Source organism: Pseudomonas sp. 67(2021) (assembly GCF_017491835.1).
GTDB classification, from domain to species: domain Bacteria; phylum Pseudomonadota; class Gammaproteobacteria; order Pseudomonadales; family Pseudomonadaceae; genus Aquipseudomonas; species Aquipseudomonas atacamensis.
In genome coordinates, this window is the sequence record NZ_JAFGYL010000014.1 from 123289 (window position 1) to 145570 (window position 22282).

Sequence of the window (22282 nt, forward strand, 5' to 3'; positions counted from 1 at the left end):
GGTCTTAATCACAAGAAGTCGCCATGAGCCGTTATCGCCCTCCCCGCACCGCTGGCACCGCGCTGATCACCCCCGAGGGTGAAGCGCGGATGCGCGCCGAATTCCACGAGTTGTGGCATGTGCGTCGCCCGCAGGTCACCCAGGCGGTGAGTGAAGCGGCGGCGCAGGGCGATCGTTCGGAAAACGCCGAGTACACCTACGGCAAGAAGATGCTGCGGGAAATCGACAGCCGCGTGCGTTTTCTCACCAAACGCCTGGAAGCGCTCAAAGTGGTCAGCGAAAAACCCAGCGACCCGAACAAGGCCTACTTCGGCGCCTGGGTAACCATCGAAGACGAGGACGGCAAGCAGTCGCGCTACCGCATCGTCGGCCCCGATGAACTGGACCTCAAACAGGGTTTGATCAGCATCGACTCGCCGCTCGCCCGCGCGCTGATCGGCAAGGCACTCGACGCGGAAGTGCGGGTGCAGACGCCGACCGGCGAGCAGTTCGTTTACATCGTTGCGATTGAATACCCGTAAGACTGATCAGCGCCGAGTGATCAGGCCCTGCCGTGCAACGCGGGTGAGTTGCTTGATCATCTCCGGCGCATCTTCTGCGCTCGGCGCCTGAATCACCGCCAGATCGAAGCTGTCCGTAGCGAAACGCGCCAGCGACTCGCCGTCATCGACAAACTGGATCAGGAACGCGGCAGGACCGCCGCTGCGACGTGGCCAGCCATCGAGATAACGCAACAGCGTCGGCTGGTGTTTGCCGCCAAGAAGGATTTTCGGGTTGCGTTGGGTGACATGTGCCGTGATCGGCGCGGGACGTGCTGGAGGGCGTAGTGCGTTCATCGTGTCGTGTCTCTGCCTCAAAAGTCTGCATGGCAGGTGAGAGGCAACACCGAACCAGCGCTTTAGCGGTATTTCGAAGCCCTGTTCCGGCTTCTGACGGTAACTGTAGAAGTCACCTGGCGCCCCGCAAGTAGCTGTTTAAATCGGCGCATGGGCAACATCCTAGAGAACGTGACCGACCAGTGTCAAGAATCCCCCGCAACAAAAAAAGGCCCGCACAATGCGGGCCTTTGCCTTGAGCCAGAGCCTTCAACCGGCGATGGCGCGATCCGCCGAGAGCTTGCCGGCACCTTCGATCAGTACCGCGATGCTGCCGGCCAGCAGAGCCAGAGCAAACTCATAACCGTTGTTGGCCATGAACAAACCGTTACCGATGTGCACCGAGAAGATCGCCACCAGCGAGAGGAACGCCAGACCGAGTGCCGCCGGGCGTGCCAGCAGGCCGATGATCAGCGCCAGACCGGCGAAGAACTCGGTACCGCCGGCCAGCGAGGCCATCAGATAGCCCGGGGTCAGGCCGATGCTTTCCATCCATTGCGCGGTGCCGGCCAAGCCGTAACCACCGAACAGACCAAAGAGTTTCTGCGAACCGTGGGCGGCGAAGATCACGCCGACAGCAATGCGCAGGACAGTCAGGCCGTAACCGGCGCGGGTGAACAGAACCTTGTTGATCAGAGAGCTCATGGTGCATTCCTTGTTGTGCAGAAGTGTTTGTGTGTTTGGGTTGGTCGCTATATTAATCAGTTTATTTCATGTTTAAAGCGCAAAAATTTCGCCATAACAATCGAATTGTTAGATTATTTCCGTGTGACCACTTTCTGCTGCCGGGGCTCGAGCGACTCACGCTCCCGGTCGAATGCCAGGTAATACTTGTTCACGCTATTAACATAGCTGACGGCGCCCATCCCCACCTGCTCCATGGCGATGCGCTCGACCTGGAAGAACCACTGGTTGGGATTGAGGCCGCGGCGGCGGGCTTCCGCGCGCATGCCCTGCACGCGCTCGGGGCCGATGTTGTACGCGGCGAGGGTGAAAGCCATGCGCTCACGCTCGTTGAGTTTCGGGCTGCTGAAGAACTTGCGGCGGATCATCGCCAGGTACTTGGCGCCGGCCTGCACATTCGCATCGAGATTCTGGATATTGCTCACGCCGACCCGTTGCGCGGCGGACGGGGTGATCTGCATCAGCCCGGTCGGACCGCTGCCGCTGCGAGCGTTGGGCTGCAGACGCGACTCCTTGAACGCAAGCGCCGCCAGGTTAAGCCAGTCCATGTTCTGCGCATCGGCGTGCTTCTGCAGGGTCGGACGGAGTTTTTCCAGACGCTGGCGATCGGCCTTGGCCAGCGGATTGTGCACCTGATACAGGCGTCGATAGATGCGCAGAAAAGCGGCGTCTTCGTCCGACGGTCTCTTGTAACCGGTGAGGAAGCGATCAATGCTCGCGCGCAACATCGACGCATCGCGACGCACGAACCAATGTTCTTCGCCCGGCTCGCCGAGGCTCAGTTGCCGATCAAGTCGCAGCTTCGGCAGTATCTTGCCCCAGCGTTCGGCAATCGGTTGCTCGACGATGGTCAGGTGGAAAATCCCGCCCTGAACCATCTCCAGCACATCCTCCACCGCCAGCGTTGGATCGACCCATTCGATGTTGATCGGCGCAAGTTTGTGCAGCGCCAGTTTCTGGTTGAGCTGACTGACCACCTCCCCCGCCGCACTACCGGTGGGCAGCGCCAGGGTTTTGCCGGACAGTTGCTCGACCTTGGTGTAACGGCGCTGGCCCTTGATGCCGACCAGCACCAGCGGCACGTTGCTGGCAATCGGCTCACTGCTGGCCACTGCATAGCCCGATGGCAGATCGAGCAGTTCACCGGGAGCGACCATGTCGCCTTCGCCGCGCTGCAAAGCGCCGAGCAATTGATCCTTGGCTTTGGGAATGATCTTGAGGGTGACTTCCTGGCCGTCGCGAGCATGGCCATTGAGGTATTGCTCGAACGCGCGCAGTCGGTGGTACTCGACACCGATGGCCTGGCCCTGGACCTCGCCGGAGCTGTTGCGGCTCTGATTGACCAAAACCCGCAACACGCGGCTGCTGCGGATTTCCGAGAGGTCGCGAACCTTGCTCGCCGGCACTGCTTGCAGCGGCCCGGGCAGGCGCGCGACCGCCGTCATCGGCAGCAGCAACGCAGCACACAACAGCAGCAGAACCGAGGGACGATGCATCCACTCTCCGAAAAGAATACGGGGCGACTCGTCGCAAAAAAGACGACATCACCGACGAAAACAGAGCGCTTTGAGCGCTGGTAAAGTGCGAGAGACTGGCACAGTGATGGCATCGTCGCCACCCCGGAGTTCTTCGCGGCCTCAACAGACAGCCATAAGTCATTGTAGTTCTTGGCTTTTCTTATAAATCTACAGCTCTGATATGCTTTCCGGCCTTCGGCCCGAGGTAGCACCATGCAACTCATCGATATCGGCGTCAACCTGACCAACCCCAGTTTCGCCGACAAACACCAGGCCGTGCTCGACCGCGCCTACGCCGCCGGCGTCTGCCAACTGGTGCTGACAGGCACCAGCGTCGAGGGTAGCGAACAGGCGCTGGAACTGTGCCAACAACTGGATGAAAGCGGCCAACGGCTGTTCGCCACCGCCGGCATTCACCCCCATTCGGCCAGCGACTGGAACGCTGACAGCGCCCGTCGTCTGCGCAGTCTGTTGAACGAATCCAGCGTCGTCGCGGTGGGCGAATGCGGGCTGGATTTCAACCGCGATTTCTCCCCGCGCGCGCAACAGGAAAAGGTCCTGGAAGAACATCTGGCGCTGGCCGTGGAGCTGCAATTGCCGGTGTTCCTGCACGAGCGCGATGCCAGCCAGCGCCTGCTGGAGATCCTCAAGGACTTCCGCGATCAACTGCCGGCGGCGGTGGTGCACTGCTTCACTGGCGAGCAAAAGGCCTTGTTCAGCTACCTCGATCTGGATCTGCACATCGGCATCACCGGCTGGATCTGCGACGAACGCCGGGGCACGCATCTGCATCCACTGGTCAAAGAGATCAAAGCGGGACGGCTGATGCTGGAAAGCGACGCGCCATATCTGCTGCCGCGCACGTTGCGGCCGAAGCCGAAAAACGGCCGCAATGAGCCGGCGTATCTGAGCGAAGTGCTGCGCGAAGTGGCGTTGCATCGCGGCGAGACCGAGGAAGCGCTGGCCGCACATACCACCGCGTGTGCCCGGGCGTTTTTTAATCTTCCGATGTTGGTGTAAAACGCAAAAGATCGCAGCCTTCGGCAGCTCCTACATTGGCACGGCGTACATTCTGTAGCAGCTGCCGAAGGCTGCGATCTTTTGATCTGTTGATCCGCATCAAAAAATGGTTTTCTGCATAGCGGCACAATAATGGCACCTTGCCAAAACTGTTTCCGCTATCAGAGAAGACCTCCATGGGTGCCTGGCTTAGCAACATCTCGCTGAAATATAAATTCTGGGCGGTCAACGCGGTCGCCTTTGTCACCACCCTGCTGTTGGTTTTGTACGCCGTGCATCTCGAACAACAGGCCCGTAGCCGCGCCGCGCAGGTGTCCGCGCAGGCGCAGGCGCAGTTGCTCAAGGCCTGGCCGACCGGGCAACCGTTGCCCAAGTCCGCTCAGGTGCTGAGCTTCAAGCGCGGTGAAGCGCCGCGTCTCAATGATCAACCGCTGCTGGAAATCAGCGGCAGCAACGGCTGGAACGCCATCAATGAAATGCCACTGTTCGGCGACAACCCATTGATGGGCGCCGAAGTGTTCAGCCGTGCCGACGGTGAGCAAGTGGCCGTCATCGCCTATACCCCGAGCCTGAGCCAGGTGTTTAGCGAGCGTTTCGCCAACTATGCATTGGCGGTCTTCGTCCTGATGCTGGCGATGCTCGGCGCCTCGCAACTGTTGATCCGCTTTCTGCTCAGCCAGCTCAACACGTTGAAAGACGTGATGCTGCACGTTGAAAAAACCGGCGATCTTTCTGCTCGTGTGCCGCTGGTGGGCAAGGACGAAGTCGGGCAGATGGCCAATGCCTTCAACGCCATGCAGGCCGGTTATCAACGCGTCGTGAGCACCGTTGCCAGCACCGCGCGACAATTGGACGACGGTGCAGCGCGGCTGGCATCGAGCATGAATGATGTGCGCCACGGCATGCTCGGCCAGCAAAGCGAAACCGACCAGGCTGCCACCGCGATCAACGAAATGACCGCCACCGTTTATCACATCGCGCAACACGCCGGTGCCACCCGCGATCTGTCGAAAACCGCCGATGGTCTCGCTGGAAGCGGTCAGCAGGTGGTGGCGCGGGTGCAGCAATCGATTGCCGGGTTGTCCAGCGGCGTGCAGCAGACGGCAGACATGATTCAACGCCTGGCCGAGGACAGCCAGAAGATCAACGGCGTGGTCAGCGTGATTCACAGCATTGCCGAACAGACCAATCTGCTCGCGCTGAATGCGGCGATCGAAGCGGCCCGCGCCGGGGAGATGGGGCGCGGCTTTGCCGTGGTCGCCGATGAAGTGCGCAACCTCGCCAAGCGCGTGCAGGCGTCCACCGACGAGATCACCAGCATGATCGCCGCGTTGCAGGCCGGCACCCGCGATGCGGTGGATTTCATGCAGGAGAGTTCGTACAAGGCCGACGACTGCGTGCAGCAGGCGCAGGAGGCTGGCGCGGCGCTGGCGGAAATCACCGGGGCGGTGGCGCAGATGCGTGAAAGCAACACGCAGATTGCCGTGGCGGCGGAACAGCAGAGTCAGGTCGCCGAGGAGATGAACCGGGCGGTGGTGAGTATTCGTGACGTGACTGAAAATACCGTGCAGCAGACGGTGGATTCGGCGACGACCAGTAATGAGCTGGCTACATTGGCCGGGGAGTTGAACAAGGCGATAGGTCAGTTGAAATTGTGAGTCCGCTTTCGCGAGCAGGCTCGCTCCCACATGCACCATTGAATCAATGTGGGAGCGAGCCTGCTCGCGAAGGCGTCAGAGGCATCTACATCGAATCCTGCGATGACGGCTATCACTTCAATAGCCAACCTTGATTCGCCGCCCTCCGCACCCGGGCCTATTCTTCAAGCATGTGTTCAACATGGATCGAGGAGTAGCAAACATGGGCAAACGTCACCCCAACCTTCCCGCGTGGCAATGGCGCGCTTACCCGGGCAATCATCAGCATCCGACCAATCTGGTCCTGCACTTGATTGCCGTGCCGTTGTTCATCGTGGCGTTTCTGTTGATCGTGTCGGGAGTGTTCAGTCTGAGCCTGGCCAGCGTCGCCATCGGCGTGATCGGTATCGTCGCGGCGCTGGGTCTGCAGCGCCACGGCCACGGCCTGGAGGCGCAAGCCTCCGAGCCGTTCAGTGATCGCAAAGATGCCGTGTCACGTTTGCTGGTCGAGCAGTTTCTGACCTTTCCGCGGTTCTTTCTCAGCGGTGGCTGGTGGCGCGCCTGGCGTGAGCGCCACCGTCGGCATTGAGTCAGGCGAAGATCGTCACGGTCTGCCGACTCATGGCAATCAACTCCCCTTTCGCACTCCACAACTTCGCGGCGACATGGCCGTAGCCGTCGGCTGCGTACTCGATGTCGGCGAGGTATTGGCACCAGTCCAGCGTGCTCAAATCGTGTAACGGTTGCACGAATTCGATGGTCCAGGTCAGCGTGCTACCCGGTGCCGGTTTCTTCAGATACGGCAAAAGCGCCGGCGGCCAGGCATCCACCAGCGCCAGCAGATGCGCCTCGTTGACCGGCTCCTCTTTGACATCCCCACGCAACCGCACCCAGCCGCCCATCAAGCGCGATGGCGTGTTGGAGAACGGAATACCGCCGACGCTCCAGCGCATCGCCAGATGGCGCATGAATTCCGGGGTCACGCCTTTGATGTAGGGCAGCTCCTGGCATTCGTCCCAGTGTTTCATGGTTGGCGCCGGGTAGGCTTCGACGGCGACTTCCGAAGGCCGCGAGGCACCGAAGCTGCCCTGAATGATCGTCACCACTTGGCCATTTTGCATGGCGCGACCCAACACCTGACTGACCGCTTTGCCTTCACGCAGCACATCGACTTCGAAACTCACCGGCACCTCCGGCTCGACCGGGCCGACAAAGGTAATCGCCAGCGAACGCACCGGGCGCTCCGTCGGCACCCTGGCGCGCATGGCTTCAAATTGCAGCGCAGCCACCAGCCCGCCAAAACTGGCGCGGCCCTGCCCCCATTCGGCGGGGATGGTTACGTCAGGTTGTTGGCGGACAGCATCGAGCAGATCGCAAAAGCGCATGGCAACCTCGGAAAAAGAGAAAGGAATGCGCGGATCTTACCCAGCCCCGGGCGGCGGCGCAGCGTCTATTCCGGTCAAATGGGCTGACAGATAGGCCTTGGCCCGATTCCTTCAAGCGACAAATCACCTTGTGGGAGCGAGCCTGCTCGCGAAAGCGGTCGATCAGTCGACAACGATTGCGACTGACACGGCCCCTTCGCGAGCAGGCTCGCTCCCACAGGGGAACAGAGCCATCTTCAGGAGTGTTTGAAACACGTCGCGCTGAGCTTCTCCAGCACTTGATCGGCCTTCAGCTCTGCCTTGATCAACCCGGCCTGCCAGGTGGCCACGCACGGTTGCAGATCGGCTTCCTGCTCGGCGCGGGCCAGCCATTGCCAGCAATCGTGCCAATCGCCCAGTGCGCCTTGCGCCGATTTCAGGCGTTTGTAAGCCGGTTTCGGCAAGCGATCCAGCTCGGGATAGGCTTCGATGCCATAGCGTACGCGCTTGATCAGCAGGCGCAGACGATGGCGGTCATGGGCGGGATCGTGCAGCGCCGCATCGAGCTTCTGCCATTGTTTGCCCAAGCGTTTTTCAATGCGTTTATCCAGATCCTTGAGCAGACCCTGACGCTGCGACGCGCGCAAGAATCGTGGAAAGGCGTCGAGAATCATCAGCAGCGAAGCCAGTTCCGCACTCGCCGCCAGCGCCGGATACGCCTCGGCCATTTGCGCCAGACGCCGCTGCGCAGCCTCGGGTTGTTCATGCTCGAGCAGATACGCCGCCAACACTTCGCGATCACGCCACGGCGTGGTCAGATCACCCACTGCCGAAGCCGCCGCCTCCAGTTGCTCGACTCCCGGCAAGCCGCGCAACGGCCGCAACAGACTGCGCAAGCGCCGCACCGTAGTGCGCAAATCATGCAGCGCCTCGGGATCAGTGCGCGCAGTCAAGCGCGCCTGACATGCCAGCAGCCGCACATCCAGGCTCAAAACATGAGCCACCAAGCGATCGATCATGGGGGTCTACTCCGTAGACAGCTGCAAGCTTCTAGCTACAAGCTTCAAGCTGAATGGGGTCGCTTTGAGCTTGCCGCTTGCAGCTTGAAACTTGCAGCTGCTTTTTTAACGTCCTGCGCGGGATTCGCGAATGTAGAAGCGGGCTTTCTCGGCTTTTTTGCTGCAGCCTTCGAAGCCTTCGAATTGTTGCTGGGTCTTGGCGGCGGTCAGCAGCGACAGCGCTTTGGAATAGCTGACGGTGCCGGCGAAGCCTTCAGCCTTGGCCAGGTCCAGTTCGTGCCAGGCCGCGTCGAGTTGGCTGCCGCAGCTGTCGCGGTACGCGGTTTTGCCGGCGCAACCGGCCAGAACCAGAGCCATCAACGGTACACAGATCCAGGCTTTCATCACTCACACCTCAAGGTAGGTCAACAGTCGTGCAGGTAAGACGGTCAAGCGGCGAAAAAGTGCCTCGCTGAGCGGTCAAACCACGTGGCGCAGAGCATAGCGCGCAAGCGTGCGCCGCGAACGAAAAACGACGTCACCGCTTCGCGCAACGACCTTGGCGATTGAGCCGCTTGGCCGATGCGTGCATTGTGCAGGCTTGTCGGGAGGAAGTTTGATGAAAAAGCGTGTCGCACTGGTGCTGGGCTCAGGTGGCGCCCGGGGCTATGCCCATATCGGCGTTATCGAAGAAATTGAAAGACGCGGCTACGACATCGCCTGCATTGCCGGTTGTTCGATGGGAGCGGTGGTCGGCGGGATCTATGCCGCCGGCAAACTGGATGAGTACCGGCGCTGGATCGAAAGCCTTGATTACCTCGACGTGCTGCGTCTGGTCGATGTGAGTTTCCGTCTCGGCGCGATTCGCGGCGAAAAGGTCTTCGGGCAGATTCGCAAGATCGTCGGCGAGATCAACATCGAAGACCTGCGCATCCCCTACACCGCCGTCGCCGCCGACCTGACCAATCAGCAGGAAATCTGGTTTCAGGAAGGCTGCCTGCATCAGGCCATGCGCGCCTCGGCGGCGATTCCCAGTCTGTTCACCCCGGTGATGCAGGGCAACCGCATGCTGGTCGACGGCGGCATTCTCAATCCGTTGCCGATCGTTCCGGTGGTGTCGAGCCATTGCGACCTGATCATCGCGGTCAACCTCAACGCCACCAATCAGCGGCAGTACAAGTTGCCGGTGATCGAGCGGCCAGCGGCGTTCCGTTCGCGCTTCGACAGCCTGATCAAATCCATGGGTTCGAAGTTGCCATTCCGGCGTAAACAGGCCGAGCAATTGTTGAAGCTGGAACAGGAAGCCCTGCGCGCCGAGGCGGCGGAGATCAATCCGTGGCTCGAGGGCGTCGAACCGGAAAGCCAGCAACCGGCCTCCGCCCCGGAACGCGAAGGCGCGCCGAAATCCGCTACCGGCTCGTTCATCATCGATAACGTCGGGCCGGCGTCGTTGCTGGATCTGATCAACCAGAGTTTCGAGGTGATGCAGACCTCACTGGCGCAGTACAAGATTGCCGGGTATCCGCCGGATATCCTGATCAACGTGCCGAAGCGGGTGTGCCGGTTTTTCGAGTTCTACAAGGCGCCGGAGTTGATCGCGCTGGGCAGACAGATTGCCAGTGATACGCTGGATCGGTATGAGCAGGAGCAGGGTTGAAATCCTGAAAGTCCTTCAGTGTTTATTCTTGCCTCTTCGCGAGCAAGCTCGCTCCCACAGAGGAATGCATTCCAAATGTGGGAGCGAGCTTGCTCGCGAAAGCGCCGGATCGGCCACTACAAAGCTACAGGCCGTTCTCACTCAACAACCGATACCCCACCCCCGCCTCAGTCACGATAAACCGCGGCCGGGTCGGGTCATCCGCCAGTTTCTGCCGCAGATGCCCGACCACGATGCGCAGGTAATGACTGTCCTCGGTGTGCGTCGGCCCCCAGATATCCTTGAGCAATTGCTGCTGGGTGATCACCCGCCCCGGATGCCGCGCCAGTTGCGCGAGCACGGCGTATTCCTTGCGGGTCAGGGCGACTTCGGCGCCATCGAGCAGCACGCGCCGATAGGCCAGATCCACGGTCAGAGGGCCGAAACTCAGCGCCGCCGGCTGCGCCTCCCCCGCCGGGGCCTGACGCAACAACGCGCGGACTCGGGCGAGAAATTCCTGAATGCCGAACGGCTTGGTCACGTAGTCATTGGCGCCGCCATCCAGCGCTTCGACCTTCTGCCCTTCACTGGCACGCACCGACAGCACCAGCACCGGCGTGGTCGCCCACTCGCGCAGTTCGCGCAGGACCTGCTGACCGTCCATGTCCGGCAGGCCGAGATCAAGCACCACCAGGTCCGGTTTGCTCAGCGCGGCTTGTGCCAGGCCTTCAGCGCCGGTGCCGGCTTCGAGCACTTTGTAGCCTTGTGAAGCGAGGCTGATGCGCAGGAATTTGCGAATCTGCGGTTCGTCGTCGATGACCAAAATGGTCGCGGTCTGGCTCATGAATTCACATCAACACAATAGATTGGCAAGAGAGTAGCGCAGTCGACTTCAAGCTTCACCGTCCATCCCCGGCTGCGCCTGCAACGGCAGGTGCAAGGTGATGCAGGTGCCGCGCCCGTCGATGCCGTCAGCCACGGAAATACGCCCGCCGTGCGCGCCGACCATGCCTTGACAGATCGCCAGCCCCAACCCCGTGCCCTGCCCGCCGCGATCACCGCGCGCGGCGGTGTAGAACATGTCGAAAATCTTCGCTCGGTCCTCTTCAGGGATCCCCGGGCCTTCATCGCTGACCGAAAAGAAAATCTCCTGCTCATCGGCACCGGCGCGCAGTTGCAGGCGACCATGGCTGGGCGAAAATCGCGCGGCGTTCTCCAGCACGTTAACCAGCGCCTGCTCGATCAGCGCCGCGTGCACATAGAGCAACGGCAACTCGGCCGGCACTTCGGTGCTGACCTGCAGCGGCGCCAGCACGGCGCGCAGGCGATTGAGCGAACTGCCGACGATATCGGCTGGCGATACCCAGTCGCGCGCCAGCTTCAAGGCGCCGTGGCCGAGGCGGGTCATGTCGAGCAGGTTCTGAATGTAGCGGTCGAGGCGTTCGGCCTCATCGCGGGTGCCTTCAAGAAGCTCGCGGCGATCCTCCAGCGGGATCGCTTCGCCGAGGGCCAACAGGCTGTCGATGCTGCCGCGCATGGCCGTCAGCGGCGTGCGCAAATCGTGGGACACCGAGGCCAGCAAAGCGCTGCGCAACTGTTCGGTTTCGCCGTGCAGACGCGCCGCTTCGAGGTCATCGGCCAATTGCGCGCGGGCCAGGGCTTGCGCCAGCGGCTGGCTCAGCGCAGTGAGCAAGCGCCGGCGCTGACCGCTCAAGCTCTGGCCTTCCTTGGCGCAAACGCCGAGCAACGCCAGCGGCCCGTCCTCGACCGACAACGGCCACCACCACCAACGGCCCAGCGGCAAGGTGCCGGTGCCCTTGCCCGCCGGTTGATCGTGTTGCCAGGCCCAATCGGCGGCGGCGCGTTCGGCCTCGGTAAATTGCTGCGGCCCGCCGGTTTCGACTTTCCAGCCGCCCTGGCCGTCGCGGTTGAGCAAGCACAATTGCACATCGCTCCAGCCTTCGAGGTGCTGCGCGGCGGCGCTGATCACGGCCTGGCGGTCGGTCGCGGCGGTGAGTTTGCGCGACAGGTCGAGCAGTTCGCTGGTTTCTTCCTGGGTATCGCGCAAAGCCTGCAACTGCCGCCGCTGACGCGCCGCAAGGTTGCCGGTGAGCGCCGCCATCAACAGGAAGAACAGCAGCGTCAGCACGTCTTCTTCGCGCTGAATGCTGAACGAGAAATTCGGCGGGATGAATAGAAAATCGTAGGTGAGAAACGACAACGCCGCACAGGCCAGCGCCGGGCCGAGGCTACTGCGCACCGCCACCAGCAACACCGCCGCGAGAAACACCAGCGAGATGTTCGGCAGCGGCAACACACTCGACACCGCCCAGGCCAGGGCCGTGGCCAACAACGTCGCGACCAGCGCCAGCGCATAGTCGAACCACACCAGCGTGACTGAATTACGCGGGCGCGGTTGGTGCTGCTCGTGGTCACTGTCGAGCACGTTGATTTCCAGACCGTGCGCCTGACGCAGCAGGCGCGCCGCCAGGCCACCGCCGAACAGTCTACGGCGCAAGCGCGGCCGCGACTGGCCGACCAGCAACAGACTGGCGCGGCGCTCGGCGGCGTGTTGAATCAGGGTTTTCGCCACTTCGCCGGCCCGCAACAGCACCACTTCGCCACCAAGGCGTTCGGCCAGTTGCTGGGCGCTTTGCAGGCGCAACCGCGATTGCTCGTCACGGGCACTGCCGTTGTCGACATGCACCAGACTCCACGGCAGATGCCGGCGCTGGGCGACGCGGCTGGCGTGACGCACCAGCCGTTCGGCCTGCGCATCGCCATCAATACCGACCAGCAAACGCCCGCGCACCGCCGGCGCGGCCTGACCGAGTTGGCGATAGCCTTGGGCGAGATCGTTGTCGACCTGCGCGGCAGCGGTCTGCATCGCCAGTTCACGCAGGGCGGTGAGATTGGTCTGGGTGAAAAAAGCGTCGATCGCAGCGCGGGCCTGTTCCGGCACGTAGACCTTGCCTTCGCGCAGACGCTCGAGCAATTCACGCGGCGGCAAGTCGATCAGCAGCAGTTCGAACGCCTCCTGCAAGACCCAGTCCGGCAGGGTTTCGCGCACCTGCACGCCAGTGATGCCGCGCACCTGATCATTGAGGCTTTCCAGGTGCTGGACGTTGACCGTGGTGAATACGTCGATGCCGGCGGCGAGCAGTTCCTGAATGTCTTGCCAGCGCTTGGCGTGACGGCTGCCGGGGGCGTTGCTGTGGGCCAGTTCATCCACCAGCACAAGCTTCGGCTTGGCCGCGAGAATGCCGTCGAGGTCCATTTCCTCAAGCAGCACGCCACGGTATTCGCTGCGCACCAACGGCTGCTGCGGCAGGCCGCCGAGCAAGGCTTCGGTTTCGGCGCGGCCATGGGTTTCGACCACGCCGGCGATGACCTTCACGCCTTGGCGCAGTTGCGTGTGCGCCGCCTGGAGCATGGCGTAGGTCTTGCCGACCCCGGGGGCTGCGCCGAGGAAAACCTTGAGCCGGCCACGGCCATCGCGGGGCAGGTCTGCTAACAATGCGTCGGCGCGGCCGGAGTCGCTCATGCTTGATGTTCTCTCTTACGAATGATCGTTCCGACGCTCTGCGTGGGAATGCAGTCCGGGACGCTCTGCGTCCCATAAAAGCAGACGCAGAGCGTCTATTGATGCATTCCCACGCAGAGCGTGGGAACGATCGGTATCAACTGAATTACAGGTTTTGCAGTGCCAGGTTCAGCTCCAGCACATTCACCACCGGCGGACCCACCAGCGGCTGTTCGATGTGCTTATCGAGCAATTGCTGCAAGGTCGACACCGGCAGGTTGCGCGCCGCCGCGACACGCGCCAGTTGATAGGCAATTGCCGCCGGTGGCAAGTGCGGATCGAGGCCGCTTGCGGAGGTGGTCAGCAAAGCCAATGGCACCGGCCCAGCGACTTGTTGTTTTTGCGCGTCTTCGATTACGCGGGTCGCGAGGGCCGGATTGCTCGGTGCAAGGTTACTCGCGCCACTGGCGACCGTGGCATAAGCCCCGGCGGACGGGCGTGGGTGGAACCAGTTGTCGCCGCTGAAATCCTGAGCAATCAGCGCCGAGCCTCGGACTTTGCCGTCAGCGTCGTGGATCAGGCTGCCATTGGCCTGAGCCGGGAAAGCGACTTGGGCGATGCCGGTAACCGCGAGTGGATAGGCGACGCCGGTGATCAGGGTCATCAGCGCCAACAGGGTCAGGGCCGGGCGTATCATTGTGGACATTTCAAGATCCTCGAATTCGTTGGACAAACTTTTGCCGGGTGTCAGGGAGATCTTTTCCCCCTCACCCCAGCCCTCTCCCCCAAGGGGGCGAGGGAGAAAGGGAGCCGATCTTCATGCTGTTCAAGACCTGAGTTCGGCTCGGAATTTCAGGTCGGCGAACCTCGCACAAACACCTCGGTCAGTCCCCTCTCCCCCCGGGAGAGGGCTAGGGTGAGGGGCTCTTTTCAGCCTCACACCAGATGCAACGCCGTAAGCAGCATGTCGATCACCTTGATCCCCACGAACGGCACGACAATCCCGCCGACGCCATAGATCAGTAGATTGCGCCGCAGCAACGCCGCCGCACTCGCCGCCTGCACCCGCACGCCGCGCAATGCCAGTGGAATCAGCACAACAATGATCAGCGCGTTGAACACAATGGCCGAGAGAATCGCGCTCTGCGGACTGCTCAGATGCATGATGTTCAGCACGCCCAGCTGCGGGTAAATCGAGGCGAACAGCGCCGGCAGAATCGCGAAGTATTTGGCGATGTCGTTGGCGATGGAAAAGGTCGTCAGCGCGCCACGGGTCACCAGCAATTCCTTGCCGATCTGCACCACGTCGAGCAGCTTGGTCGGGTCGCTGTCGAGGTCGACCATGTTCGCCGCTTCACGTGCCGCTTGCGTGCCATCGTTCATCGCCATGCCGACGTCGGCCTGGGCCAGCGCCGGGGCGTCGTTGGCACCGTCGCCGCACATGGCGACCAGGCGACCGTCGTTCTGCTCGTGACGGATCCGCGCGAGTTTTTTCTCCGGCGTGGCTTCGGCGAGCACATCATCGACGCCTGCTTCAGCGGCGATCGCAGCAGCGGTCAGCGGGTTGTCGCCGGTGACCATCACCGTGCGAATCCCCAGTTTGCGCAACTCGGCAAAACGCTCGCGGATGCCTGGTTTGACCACGTCCTTGAGATGGATCGCACCAAGCAATTTGCCGTCAGCGCAGACCAGCAACGGCGTGCCGCCACTTTGGGCAATCTTGTCGATCTCGCGCGCCAGCGCCGGGGCCAGATCGGTGCGCTGCTGACCGAGAAACGCCAGCAGCGAATCCACCGCACCTTTGCGATACACGCGGCCCTGATAATCGACGCCGGACAAGCGGGTTTCCGCGCTGAACGGCACGGCGGTCAGGGTTTCCGGGGCCGGCTCCGGTTGTGGATGCAGGCCACGGAGGAACTCGACGATCGACTTGCCTTCAGCGGTTTCGTCGGCCAGCGAGGCGAACAACGCGCCTTCGGCCAGCTCACGGCCGGTCACTCCCGGCGCGGCATACACCGCGCTGCAACGACGGTTGCCGAAGGTGATGGTGCCGGTCTTGTCGAGCAACAGCACGTGCACGTCGCCCGCCGCCTCCACCGCGCGACCGGACTTGGCGATCACATTCAGGCGCACCAGACGATCCATCCCGGCGATACCGATGGCCGACAGCAGACCGCCAATGGTGGTCGGGATCAGCGTGACCAATAACGCCACGAGGAACACCAGCGGCAGGCTGCCATTGGCGAAATGCGCGAACGGTTGCAGGGTGACGACCACCAGCAGAAAGATCAGGGTCAGGCCGATCAGCAGAATATCCAGCGCGACTTCGTTCGGGGTCTTCTGACGCTTGGCGCCTTCGACCAGGGCGATCATGCGGTCGAGGGTCGATTCACCAGGGTTGGTGGTGATCTTCACCAGTAGCCAGTCGGACACCAGCCGCGTGTTACCGGTGACGGCGGAACGGTCGCCGCCAGACTCGCGGATCACCGGCGCCGATTCACCGGTAATCGCCGCTTCGTTGACCGCCGCGATGCCTTCGATGACTTCGCCGTCACCGGGGATCATTTCCCCGGCTTCGACTCGCACCACGTCGCCCTTGCGCAGATTGGCAGCCGGCACGATCTTGAAGCTGCCATCGGCTTGGCGACAACGGGCGCTGAGGCCTTCGCTGCCGGCCTTGAGGCTGTCGGCGCGAGCCTTGCCACGTCCTTCGGCCAGGGCCTCGGCGAAGTTGGCGAACAGCACGGTGAACCACAGCCACAGAGCGATTTGTGCGGCGACGAAGGTCGGCACATCAGCGTCCGGAAGGAAGCACAGCACGGTGGTGAAAATCGCCGTCAGTTCGACCACCAGCATCACTGGCGAACGCGCCAATTGCCGAGGGTCGAGCTTGACGAAGGCTTGCACCAGCGCCGGACGCCACAGGGCCGAGATCGCGGTTTTGGCTTGTTCCGGCGCTTTGACGGCGGCGGGTTTGATTGCAGGCATATTCATGATGGATTCCTTAGAAGCCCATACTTAAATGTTCGGCGACAGGACCGAGCGCCAGCGTCGGCAAGAACGTCAGGCCGCCCACCAGCAAAATGGTCACGGTCAACAGGGTCACGAACAGCGGGCCGTGAGTCGGAAAGCTGTTCTGGCCGACCGGTGCGCTTTTCTTCATCGCCAGGCTACCGGCCAGTGCCAGCACCGGCAGGATGTACCCGAAGCGGCCGATCAACATGCCCAGACCGAGCATCAGGTTGTGGAACGGCGTGTTCGCGCCCAGGCCACCAAATGCCGAACCGTTATTGGCGCTCGCCGAGGTGTAGGCATAGAGCAACTGACTGAAACCATGCGCGCCGGGGTTGCTGATGGTTGCTGCAGCGCTGGGAACCGTGGCGGCAATGGCACCGAGCACCAGCACGCCGACGGGCATCACCAGCAGCGTCACCACCAGCAACTGCACTTCGCGGGCCTGGAGTTTCTTGCCGAGGTATTCCGGCGTCCGACCGATCATCAGACCGGCGAGGAACACCGCGATCAGCACGTTGAGCAACATGCCGTAGAGCCCCGCGCCGACACCGCCGAAGATCACTTCGCCGACCATCATGTTGACCAGCGCGACCATGCCGCTGAGCGGGTTGAGGCTGTCGTGCATGCCGTTGACCGAACCGTTCGAAGCCGCAGTCGTGGTCACCGACCACAGCACCGTCGCGGTGGTACCGAAGCGCGCTTCCTTGCCTTCCAGCGGCGCAGTCTGCTCGACAGCGACGTTGTTCAGGGTCGGATTCGGCTGATACTCAGCCCACAACGATGTCGCACCGCCGATCAGGAATAGCGCCAGCATGCAGGCGATGATCGCGCGGCTCTGACGCAGATCCTTGACGTAATGGCCGAAGGTGAACACCAGCGCCACCGGGATCAGAATGATCGAAGCGACTTCGAACAGGTTGCTCCACGCGGTCGGGTTCTCGAACGGATGCGCCGAGTTGACCCCGAAGAAACCGCCACCGTTGGTGCCCAGCTGCTTGATCGCAATCTGGCTGGCGGCCGGGCCGAGCGGGATCACCTGATCGACGCCTTGCAGGGTCACGGCATTTACATACTGGGCGAAGGTTTGCGGCACGCCCTGCCAGACCAGATACAGCGCCAGCAGCAAGCACAGCGGCAGCAGGCCATAGAGGGTGGCGCGGGTCATGTCGACCCAGAAGTTGCCGAGGGTCTGCGCCGACTTACGGCCGATGCCACGGCACAGCGCGACCAGCACGGCGAGGCCGGTGGCGGCGCTGACGAAGTTCTGCACGGTGAGACCGACCATCTGGCTCAGGTAGCTGAGGGTCGCTTCACCGCTGTAGGACTGCCAGTTGGTGTTGGTCATGAAACTGACCGCGGTGTTGAACGCCTGGGTCCATTCCTGGCCCGGCAGGTTTTGCGGGTTCAGCGGCAGGTGATCCTGGAACAGCAGAATCGCAAACAGCAGCAGAAAACCGGCAAGGTTGAACGCCAGCAGCGCCAGCGTGTACTTCTGCCAGCTCTGCTCCGCCTGCGCATCGACCCCGGCAAGGCGATAGCAACCGCGCTCGACCGGGCCGAGAATCGGCGTCAGCCAGGTGCGCTGGCCCTCCATCACCTTGTAATAGAAGCGCCCAAGGAACGGCGCCGGCAGCAGAACCAGCGCAAAAAACCCGAGGATCAGCCAATAGTCATAACTGTGCATAGCCGCTCCTAGTTCCGGTCCGCGCGCAACAGCGCAACCAACAGATAAATGAACAGCCCCACTGCCAACAGCAGTGACACCCCGTCCAGAACGCTCATGGAAGATCTCCGTGTAACGGCGTATTGCCGTGTGTGCAGCGATTGTCTGGAAGGAGGCTGTAAAGGAACGAGAGCGAGGCGCGGCGTGGGTCATAAAGAAAGCGTAAAGAGTGGGTTTATGCGGGCTTTACGGCTGAGTTTCGTGGTGTTTGGGCTGGCGCCTTCGCGAGCAGGCTCGCTCCCACCGGGGCAACGCATGTCAAAATGTGGGAGCGAGCCTGCTCGCGAAGGCGGCGGCGCAGACAACATCGCACCCAACTGGCGCACGAAAAACGCCCATCCAGCTGCGAACATCCCCCCTGCGACAGCATTGAACTCATTACGACTCGTTTCACGGTGATGGCACGCCCACTGCACACGCCCTTCCCGAAGCTTTCCAATCCTTCAGGGAGCAAGCGCATGAACACACAACTCAAACCCACGCTGGGCACGTTGCACCTGTGGGGCATTGCCGTGGGGCTGGTGATTTCCGGGGAATATTTCGGCTGGAGTTACGGCTGGGGCGTGGCCGGTACGCTGGGTTTTCTGGTGACCTCATTCATGGTCGCGACCATGTACACCTGCTTCATCTTCAGCTTTACCGAACTGACCACCGCGATTCCCCATGCCGGAGGGCCGTTTGCCTACAGCCGCCGCGCGTTTGGCGAAAAAGGCGGATTGATCGCCGGACTGGCCACACTGATCGAATTCGTCTTCGCCCCGCCGGCGATTGCTTTGGCGATAGGCGCGTATCTCAATGTGCAATTTCCGGCGCTGAACCCGAAACACGCGGCGGTCGGCGCGTACATCGTGTTCATGGGCCTGAACATTCTCGGGGTGAAACTGGCCGCGACGTTCGAGCTGATCGTCTGCGTGCTGGCGGTGGCTGAGTTGCTGGTGTTCATGGGCGTGGTCGCGCCGGCGTTCAGCTTCAGCAACTTCGCGCTGAATGGCTGGGCCGGTTCCGACGTCTTCGGCGCGCCGGCAATTGCCGGGATGTTCGCGGCGATTCCCTTCGCGATCTGGTTCTTCCTCGCCATCGAAGGCGCCGCCATGGCCGCCGAAGAAGCCAAGGACCCGAAACGCACGATCCCAAAAGCCTACATCAGCGGCATCCTGACCCTGGTGCTGTTGGCCATGGGCGTGATGTTCTTCGCGGGCGGCGTCGGCGACTGGCGCACCTTGTCCAACATCAACGACCCACTGCCGCAGGCGATGAAAACCGTGGTCGGCGACAACTCCGGCTGGCTGCACATGCTGGTGTGGATCGGCCTGTTCGGCCTGGTCGCCAGTTTCCATGGCATCATCCTCGGCTACTCACGACAATTCTTCGCCCTTGCCCGCGCCGGTTACCTGCCCGCCTCATTGGCAAAACTGTCGCGCTTCCAGACCCCGCACCGCGCAATCATCGCTGGCGGCCTGATCGGCATCGCGGCGATCTACAGCGACGGCCTGATCAACCTCGGCGGCATGACACTCACCGCAGCGATGATCACCATGGCCGTGTTCGGCGCGATCGTGATGTACATCATGAGCATGCTCAGCCTGTTCAAACTGCGTAAATCGGAACCGAATCTGGAACGCACTTTTCGCGCGCCGTGCTATCCGCTGGTTCCACTGATCGCGCTGGTGCTGGCGGTGGTTTGCCTTGTGGCGATGGCGTGGTTCAACACGCTGATCGGGCTGATTTTCCTCGGCTTCATGGCGGTGGGGTTCTGCTACTTCATGCTCACCGGGCAACTGCGCGCCGACGCACCGGCGGATGCCATGTTGACTGGTCTGTAACACGGTTCGGGTGTGCCGGGCATAAGCGGCCTAGAATGGAACCACCGCGAAGTCGTTTCGCTCAAAGGTGGTATGCAGCATCGCACGGCGAAGTCCTCGCCCGTCGAGCTGCCATTAAGGAGAGCCGTTATGCCCTGGTATGCCTGGTTGATTCTGGTCGTTGCGATCGGCTCGATTGTCGGCGGATTGATGATGTTGCGCGACACCGCCAACAAGGTCGAACTGACCGATGAAGAACGCAAGCGCGTCGCACAGCGCAATGCCGAAGCGGATGCCAAGGATGCACAAGACCGCTGATACCAACCCCGCCGCAATGGCGGGGTTTGTTTTTTCAGCACGATCGGACTTACACGCAGGCTGTTTAGATTTTAGAAGTACAGTCACCATTTAATCTTCCGTGGTTAAGATGGCAGCATCGTCGCGGAGAGCTCCACATGCGTTACTCGCCAGATCACAAAGCCCAGACCCATCAACGCATCATCAAGGAAGCTTCCGCGCGATTTCGCAAGGACGGTATCGGCGCCACCGGCCTGCAGCCTTTGATGAAAGCCCTGGGCTTGACCCATGGCGGTTTCTACTCGCACTTCAAATCCAAGGAAGAACTGGTCGAAAAAGCCCTGCAAGAGGCCGGCGAGCAAGTCGCGGGCCTGTGCGAAGAAATCTTCGCGCAGGAAAACCCTCTGCAAGTTTTTATCGACACCTACCTGTCAGAGTGGCATCAGACCTCGCCCCACGAAGGCTGCCCACTGCTGACCATTTCCTCCGAGCTGGGCCTGCGCGGCCAGCCAAGCCCCACCAGTGACGAAGTCCTCAATGCTCGCCTCGGACAAATTCAGGGCGCGCTCGAAGGCGAGCACGTCGCCGATCGCAGCATTGTCATCATGGCGACCCTGGCCGGTGCACTGCTGCTGTCACGCAGCGTCGCGGATGCTGACTTCGCCCAGCGCATCCTCGACGTCACCCGCGAACATCTCAAGCAATCCAGCGATTAACCCTACCAACGCTTGAACAACACGCTCGCATTGACCCCGCCAAAACCGAAGCCGTTGGACAATGCATATTCGATCGCCATCGACCGCGCCTCGCCATGGACAATGTCCACCCCTTCGCTCGCTGGATCCGGGTTTTCAAAGTTGAGCGTTGGTGGCACCACCTGATCACGAATCGCCAGCAGCGTGAAAATCGCCTCCAGCCCACCGGCCGCGCCGAGCAAGTGACCGGTGGCGGATTTGGTCGACGTTACGGCGATTTTGTTCTGCGTGCCAAACAACGCCTTGATCGCCGCCAACTCGCCCAGGTCACCGACCGGCGTCGACGTCGCATGTGCGTTGAGATGCTGCACCTGCTCCGGCGTCACACCGCCCTGAGCCAGTGCCAATTGCATCGCCCGGCGTGCGCCACTGCCGTCTTCCGGCCCGGCGGTCAGATGGTAGGCATCGGCGGTGGTGCCGTAGCCAACCAGTTCGGCCAACGGTTTCGCCCCACGCGCCAGAGCATGCTCCAGCGACTCGATGACCAATAGACCGGCGCCCTCGCCCATCACGAAACCATCGCGCCCACTGTCGAAGGGACGCGAAGCTTTTTCCGGTGTGTCGTTGTAGCCGCTGGACAGCGCCCGCGCCGCCGCGAAACCGGCGAGACTGACGCGATCGATCGAAGCTTCAGCACCGCCACATACGGCGATGTCCGCCTCCCCCGCCCTGATCAACCGCGCTGCATCGCCGATCGCCTGAACACCTGCGGCACACGCGGTAACTGGCGCACCAAGCGGCCCTTTGAGGCCATGCTGGATCGACACATGACCCGCCGCGAGATTGACCAGGAACGATGGAATGGTGAACGGCGACAAACGCCGAGGGCCACGGCTGTCGGTGGTACGCACCGCATCGGCAATCGCACCGAAACCACCGACACCCGAGCCGATGATCGTCGCAGTGCGCTCTTGGCTTTCAGCGTCCGCTGGATGCCAACCGGCCTGCTCCAGCGCCTGCCGCGCCGCTTCCATGGCGAACATGATGAAGCGATCCATCTTCTTCTGTTCCTTGGGCGGCGTCGCACGATCCGGATCAAACCCGGCCTCGGCATCCTCCTCCACCGTCGGCACACTCCCGCCGACCCGCGTCGGCAGATCAGCCACAACCGCATCGGGCAAATTGCGCAATCCGGAACGACCGGCCAGCAAACGCTGCCAGACAATTTCAACATCACTGCCCAAGGGTGAAACCAGGCCCATGCCCGTGACGACGACTCGACGTTGGTTCATACCGTGGTTACCCCTTATCAATTCAAAATTCGACGTGCACCGGTGTGTTGCGATTCGACTGCTGAATCAGTCCCGGGCGAAATTATTATAGGCATAATCAAAGCGCAATATGATACCCGTAATTTTCAGCGTTCAGGCATCCACCCGATCAGCACCCAATAAAAAGGCCGGTCAAAGACCGGCCTCTCGGCGTTGAACTGTCAG

At 61.8% G+C, this 22282-nt stretch carries 21 protein-coding genes; 8 read left to right on the forward strand and 13 right to left on the reverse strand.

Annotated elements, in window-relative coordinates:
• Nucleotides 1-23: 23 nt before the first annotated feature.
• A complete protein-coding gene (gene greB / locus J5M66_RS17980) occupies nt 24-521 on the forward strand; it encodes a transcription elongation factor GreB (protein WP_207807752.1) in 498 nt (165 codons plus the stop codon).
• A gap of 6 nt (nt 522-527) precedes the next feature.
• Here greB and J5M66_RS17985 read toward each other — a convergent pair whose 3' ends face one another.
• From J5M66_RS17985 to J5M66_RS17995, 3 genes are all read right to left on the reverse strand, one after another.
• A complete protein-coding gene (locus J5M66_RS17985; RefSeq protein ID WP_041478394.1) occupies nt 528-836 on the reverse strand; it encodes a hypothetical protein in 309 nt (102 codons plus the stop codon).
• Nucleotides 837-1085: 249 nt separating this feature from the next.
• The gene (locus tag J5M66_RS17990) at nt 1086-1520 is read right to left on the reverse strand and encodes a DoxX family protein (protein ID WP_016770887.1); all 435 of its coding nucleotides are present in this window, start codon (nt 1518-1520) and stop codon (nt 1086-1088) included.
• Between the two features lie 113 nt (nt 1521-1633).
• Nucleotides 1634-3055, reverse strand: a complete 1422-nt coding sequence (locus J5M66_RS17995; RefSeq protein ID WP_122507529.1) for a transglycosylase SLT domain-containing protein — start codon at nt 3053-3055, stop codon at nt 1634-1636.
• A 234-nt stretch (nt 3056-3289) separates the two neighbouring features.
• Between J5M66_RS17995 and J5M66_RS18000 the strand changes: the two genes are divergently transcribed.
• The 3 genes from J5M66_RS18000 (at nt 3290) to J5M66_RS18010 (ending at nt 6322) form a co-directional block, all read left to right on the forward strand.
• A complete protein-coding gene (locus tag J5M66_RS18000) occupies nt 3290-4096 on the forward strand; it encodes a TatD family hydrolase (RefSeq protein WP_122611502.1) in 807 nt (268 codons plus the stop codon).
• A gap of 176 nt (nt 4097-4272) precedes the next feature.
• Nucleotides 4273-5754 (forward strand): methyl-accepting chemotaxis protein, encoded by a 1482-nt coding sequence (locus tag J5M66_RS18005; protein WP_207807753.1) that lies wholly within the window; start codon nt 4273-4275, stop codon nt 5752-5754.
• A 202-nt stretch (nt 5755-5956) separates the two neighbouring features.
• Complete coding sequence (locus tag J5M66_RS18010) at nt 5957-6322, forward strand: Mpo1-like protein (protein ID WP_041478386.1); 366 nt, start codon at nt 5957-5959, stop codon at nt 6320-6322.
• Nucleotide 6323: 1 nt separating this feature from the next.
• Here the strand turns inward: J5M66_RS18010 and J5M66_RS18015 are convergent, their stop codons facing one another.
• The 3 genes from J5M66_RS18015 to J5M66_RS18025 form a co-directional block, all read right to left on the reverse strand.
• Nucleotides 6324-7118 (reverse strand): acyl-CoA thioesterase domain-containing protein, encoded by a 795-nt coding sequence (locus tag J5M66_RS18015; RefSeq protein ID WP_207807754.1) that lies wholly within the window; start codon nt 7116-7118, stop codon nt 6324-6326.
• Nucleotides 7119-7354: 236 nt separating this feature from the next.
• Nucleotides 7355-8116: a CHAD domain-containing protein gene (locus J5M66_RS18020; protein ID WP_130888503.1), complete on the reverse strand. Its 762-nt coding sequence runs from the start codon at nt 8114-8116 to the stop codon at nt 7355-7357.
• Nucleotides 8117-8221: 105 nt separating this feature from the next.
• On the reverse strand, nt 8222-8500 hold the full coding sequence (locus J5M66_RS18025) for a hypothetical protein (RefSeq protein WP_016770894.1): 279 nt from the start codon (nt 8498-8500) through the stop codon (nt 8222-8224).
• Between the two features lie 214 nt (nt 8501-8714).
• Here J5M66_RS18025 and J5M66_RS18030 point away from each other — a divergent pair, with 214 nt between their 5' ends.
• The gene (locus tag J5M66_RS18030; protein WP_207807755.1) at nt 8715-9752 is read left to right on the forward strand and encodes a patatin-like phospholipase family protein; all 1038 of its coding nucleotides are present in this window, start codon (nt 8715-8717) and stop codon (nt 9750-9752) included.
• A gap of 124 nt (nt 9753-9876) precedes the next feature.
• On the opposite strand, the gene J5M66_RS18035 is transcribed toward J5M66_RS18030, so the two are convergent.
• The 6 genes from J5M66_RS18035 to kdpF all read right to left on the reverse strand — a co-directional run bounded on the left by J5M66_RS18035 (nt 9877) and on the right by kdpF (nt 18051).
• Entirely contained in the window at nt 9877-10575 is a 699-nt protein-coding gene (locus J5M66_RS18035; protein WP_071173139.1) for a response regulator, read from the reverse strand.
• Between the two features lie 48 nt (nt 10576-10623).
• Complete coding sequence (locus J5M66_RS18040; protein ID WP_207807756.1) at nt 10624-13275, reverse strand: sensor histidine kinase KdpD; 2652 nt, start codon at nt 13273-13275, stop codon at nt 10624-10626.
• A gap of 145 nt (nt 13276-13420) precedes the next feature.
• Nucleotides 13421-13960 (reverse strand): potassium-transporting ATPase subunit KdpC, encoded by a 540-nt coding sequence (kdpC, locus tag J5M66_RS18045; protein WP_207807757.1) that lies wholly within the window; start codon nt 13958-13960, stop codon nt 13421-13423.
• Nucleotides 13961-14190: 230 nt separating this feature from the next.
• Nucleotides 14191-16248 carry a potassium-transporting ATPase subunit KdpB gene (kdpB, locus tag J5M66_RS18050; RefSeq protein ID WP_130927652.1) on the reverse strand — a complete coding sequence of 686 codons (2058 nt, stop codon included), beginning with the start codon at nt 16246-16248 and terminating at the stop codon, nt 14191-14193.
• 10 nt (nt 16249-16258) lie between these two features.
• Nucleotides 16259-17953 (reverse strand): potassium-transporting ATPase subunit KdpA, encoded by a 1695-nt coding sequence (gene kdpA / locus J5M66_RS18055; protein ID WP_207807758.1) that lies wholly within the window; start codon nt 17951-17953, stop codon nt 16259-16261.
• Nucleotides 17954-17961: 8 nt separating this feature from the next.
• Nucleotides 17962-18051, reverse strand: coding sequence for a K(+)-transporting ATPase subunit F (gene kdpF, locus J5M66_RS18060; protein ID WP_007899818.1), 90 nt, complete (start codon nt 18049-18051; stop codon nt 17962-17964).
• Nucleotides 18052-18450: 399 nt separating this feature from the next.
• Between kdpF and eat the strand changes: the two genes are divergently transcribed.
• The 3 genes from eat to J5M66_RS18075 all read left to right on the forward strand — a co-directional run bounded on the left by eat (nt 18451) and on the right by J5M66_RS18075 (nt 20807).
• On the forward strand, nt 18451-19815 hold the full coding sequence (gene eat, locus J5M66_RS18065; RefSeq protein ID WP_206421769.1) for an ethanolamine permease: 1365 nt from the start codon (nt 18451-18453) through the stop codon (nt 19813-19815).
• A gap of 129 nt (nt 19816-19944) precedes the next feature.
• On the forward strand, nt 19945-20112 hold the full coding sequence (locus J5M66_RS18070; protein ID WP_016770901.1) for a DUF2897 family protein: 168 nt from the start codon (nt 19945-19947) through the stop codon (nt 20110-20112).
• A gap of 137 nt (nt 20113-20249) precedes the next feature.
• Nucleotides 20250-20807, forward strand: a complete 558-nt coding sequence (locus J5M66_RS18075) for a TetR/AcrR family transcriptional regulator (RefSeq protein ID WP_122507535.1) — start codon at nt 20250-20252, stop codon at nt 20805-20807.
• A 2-nt stretch (nt 20808-20809) separates the two neighbouring features.
• Here the strand turns inward: J5M66_RS18075 and fabF are convergent, their stop codons facing one another.
• Entirely contained in the window at nt 20810-22078 is a 1269-nt protein-coding gene (gene fabF, locus J5M66_RS18080; protein WP_207807759.1) for a beta-ketoacyl-ACP synthase II, read from the reverse strand.
• Between the last annotated feature and the right edge of the window lie 204 nt (nt 22079-22282).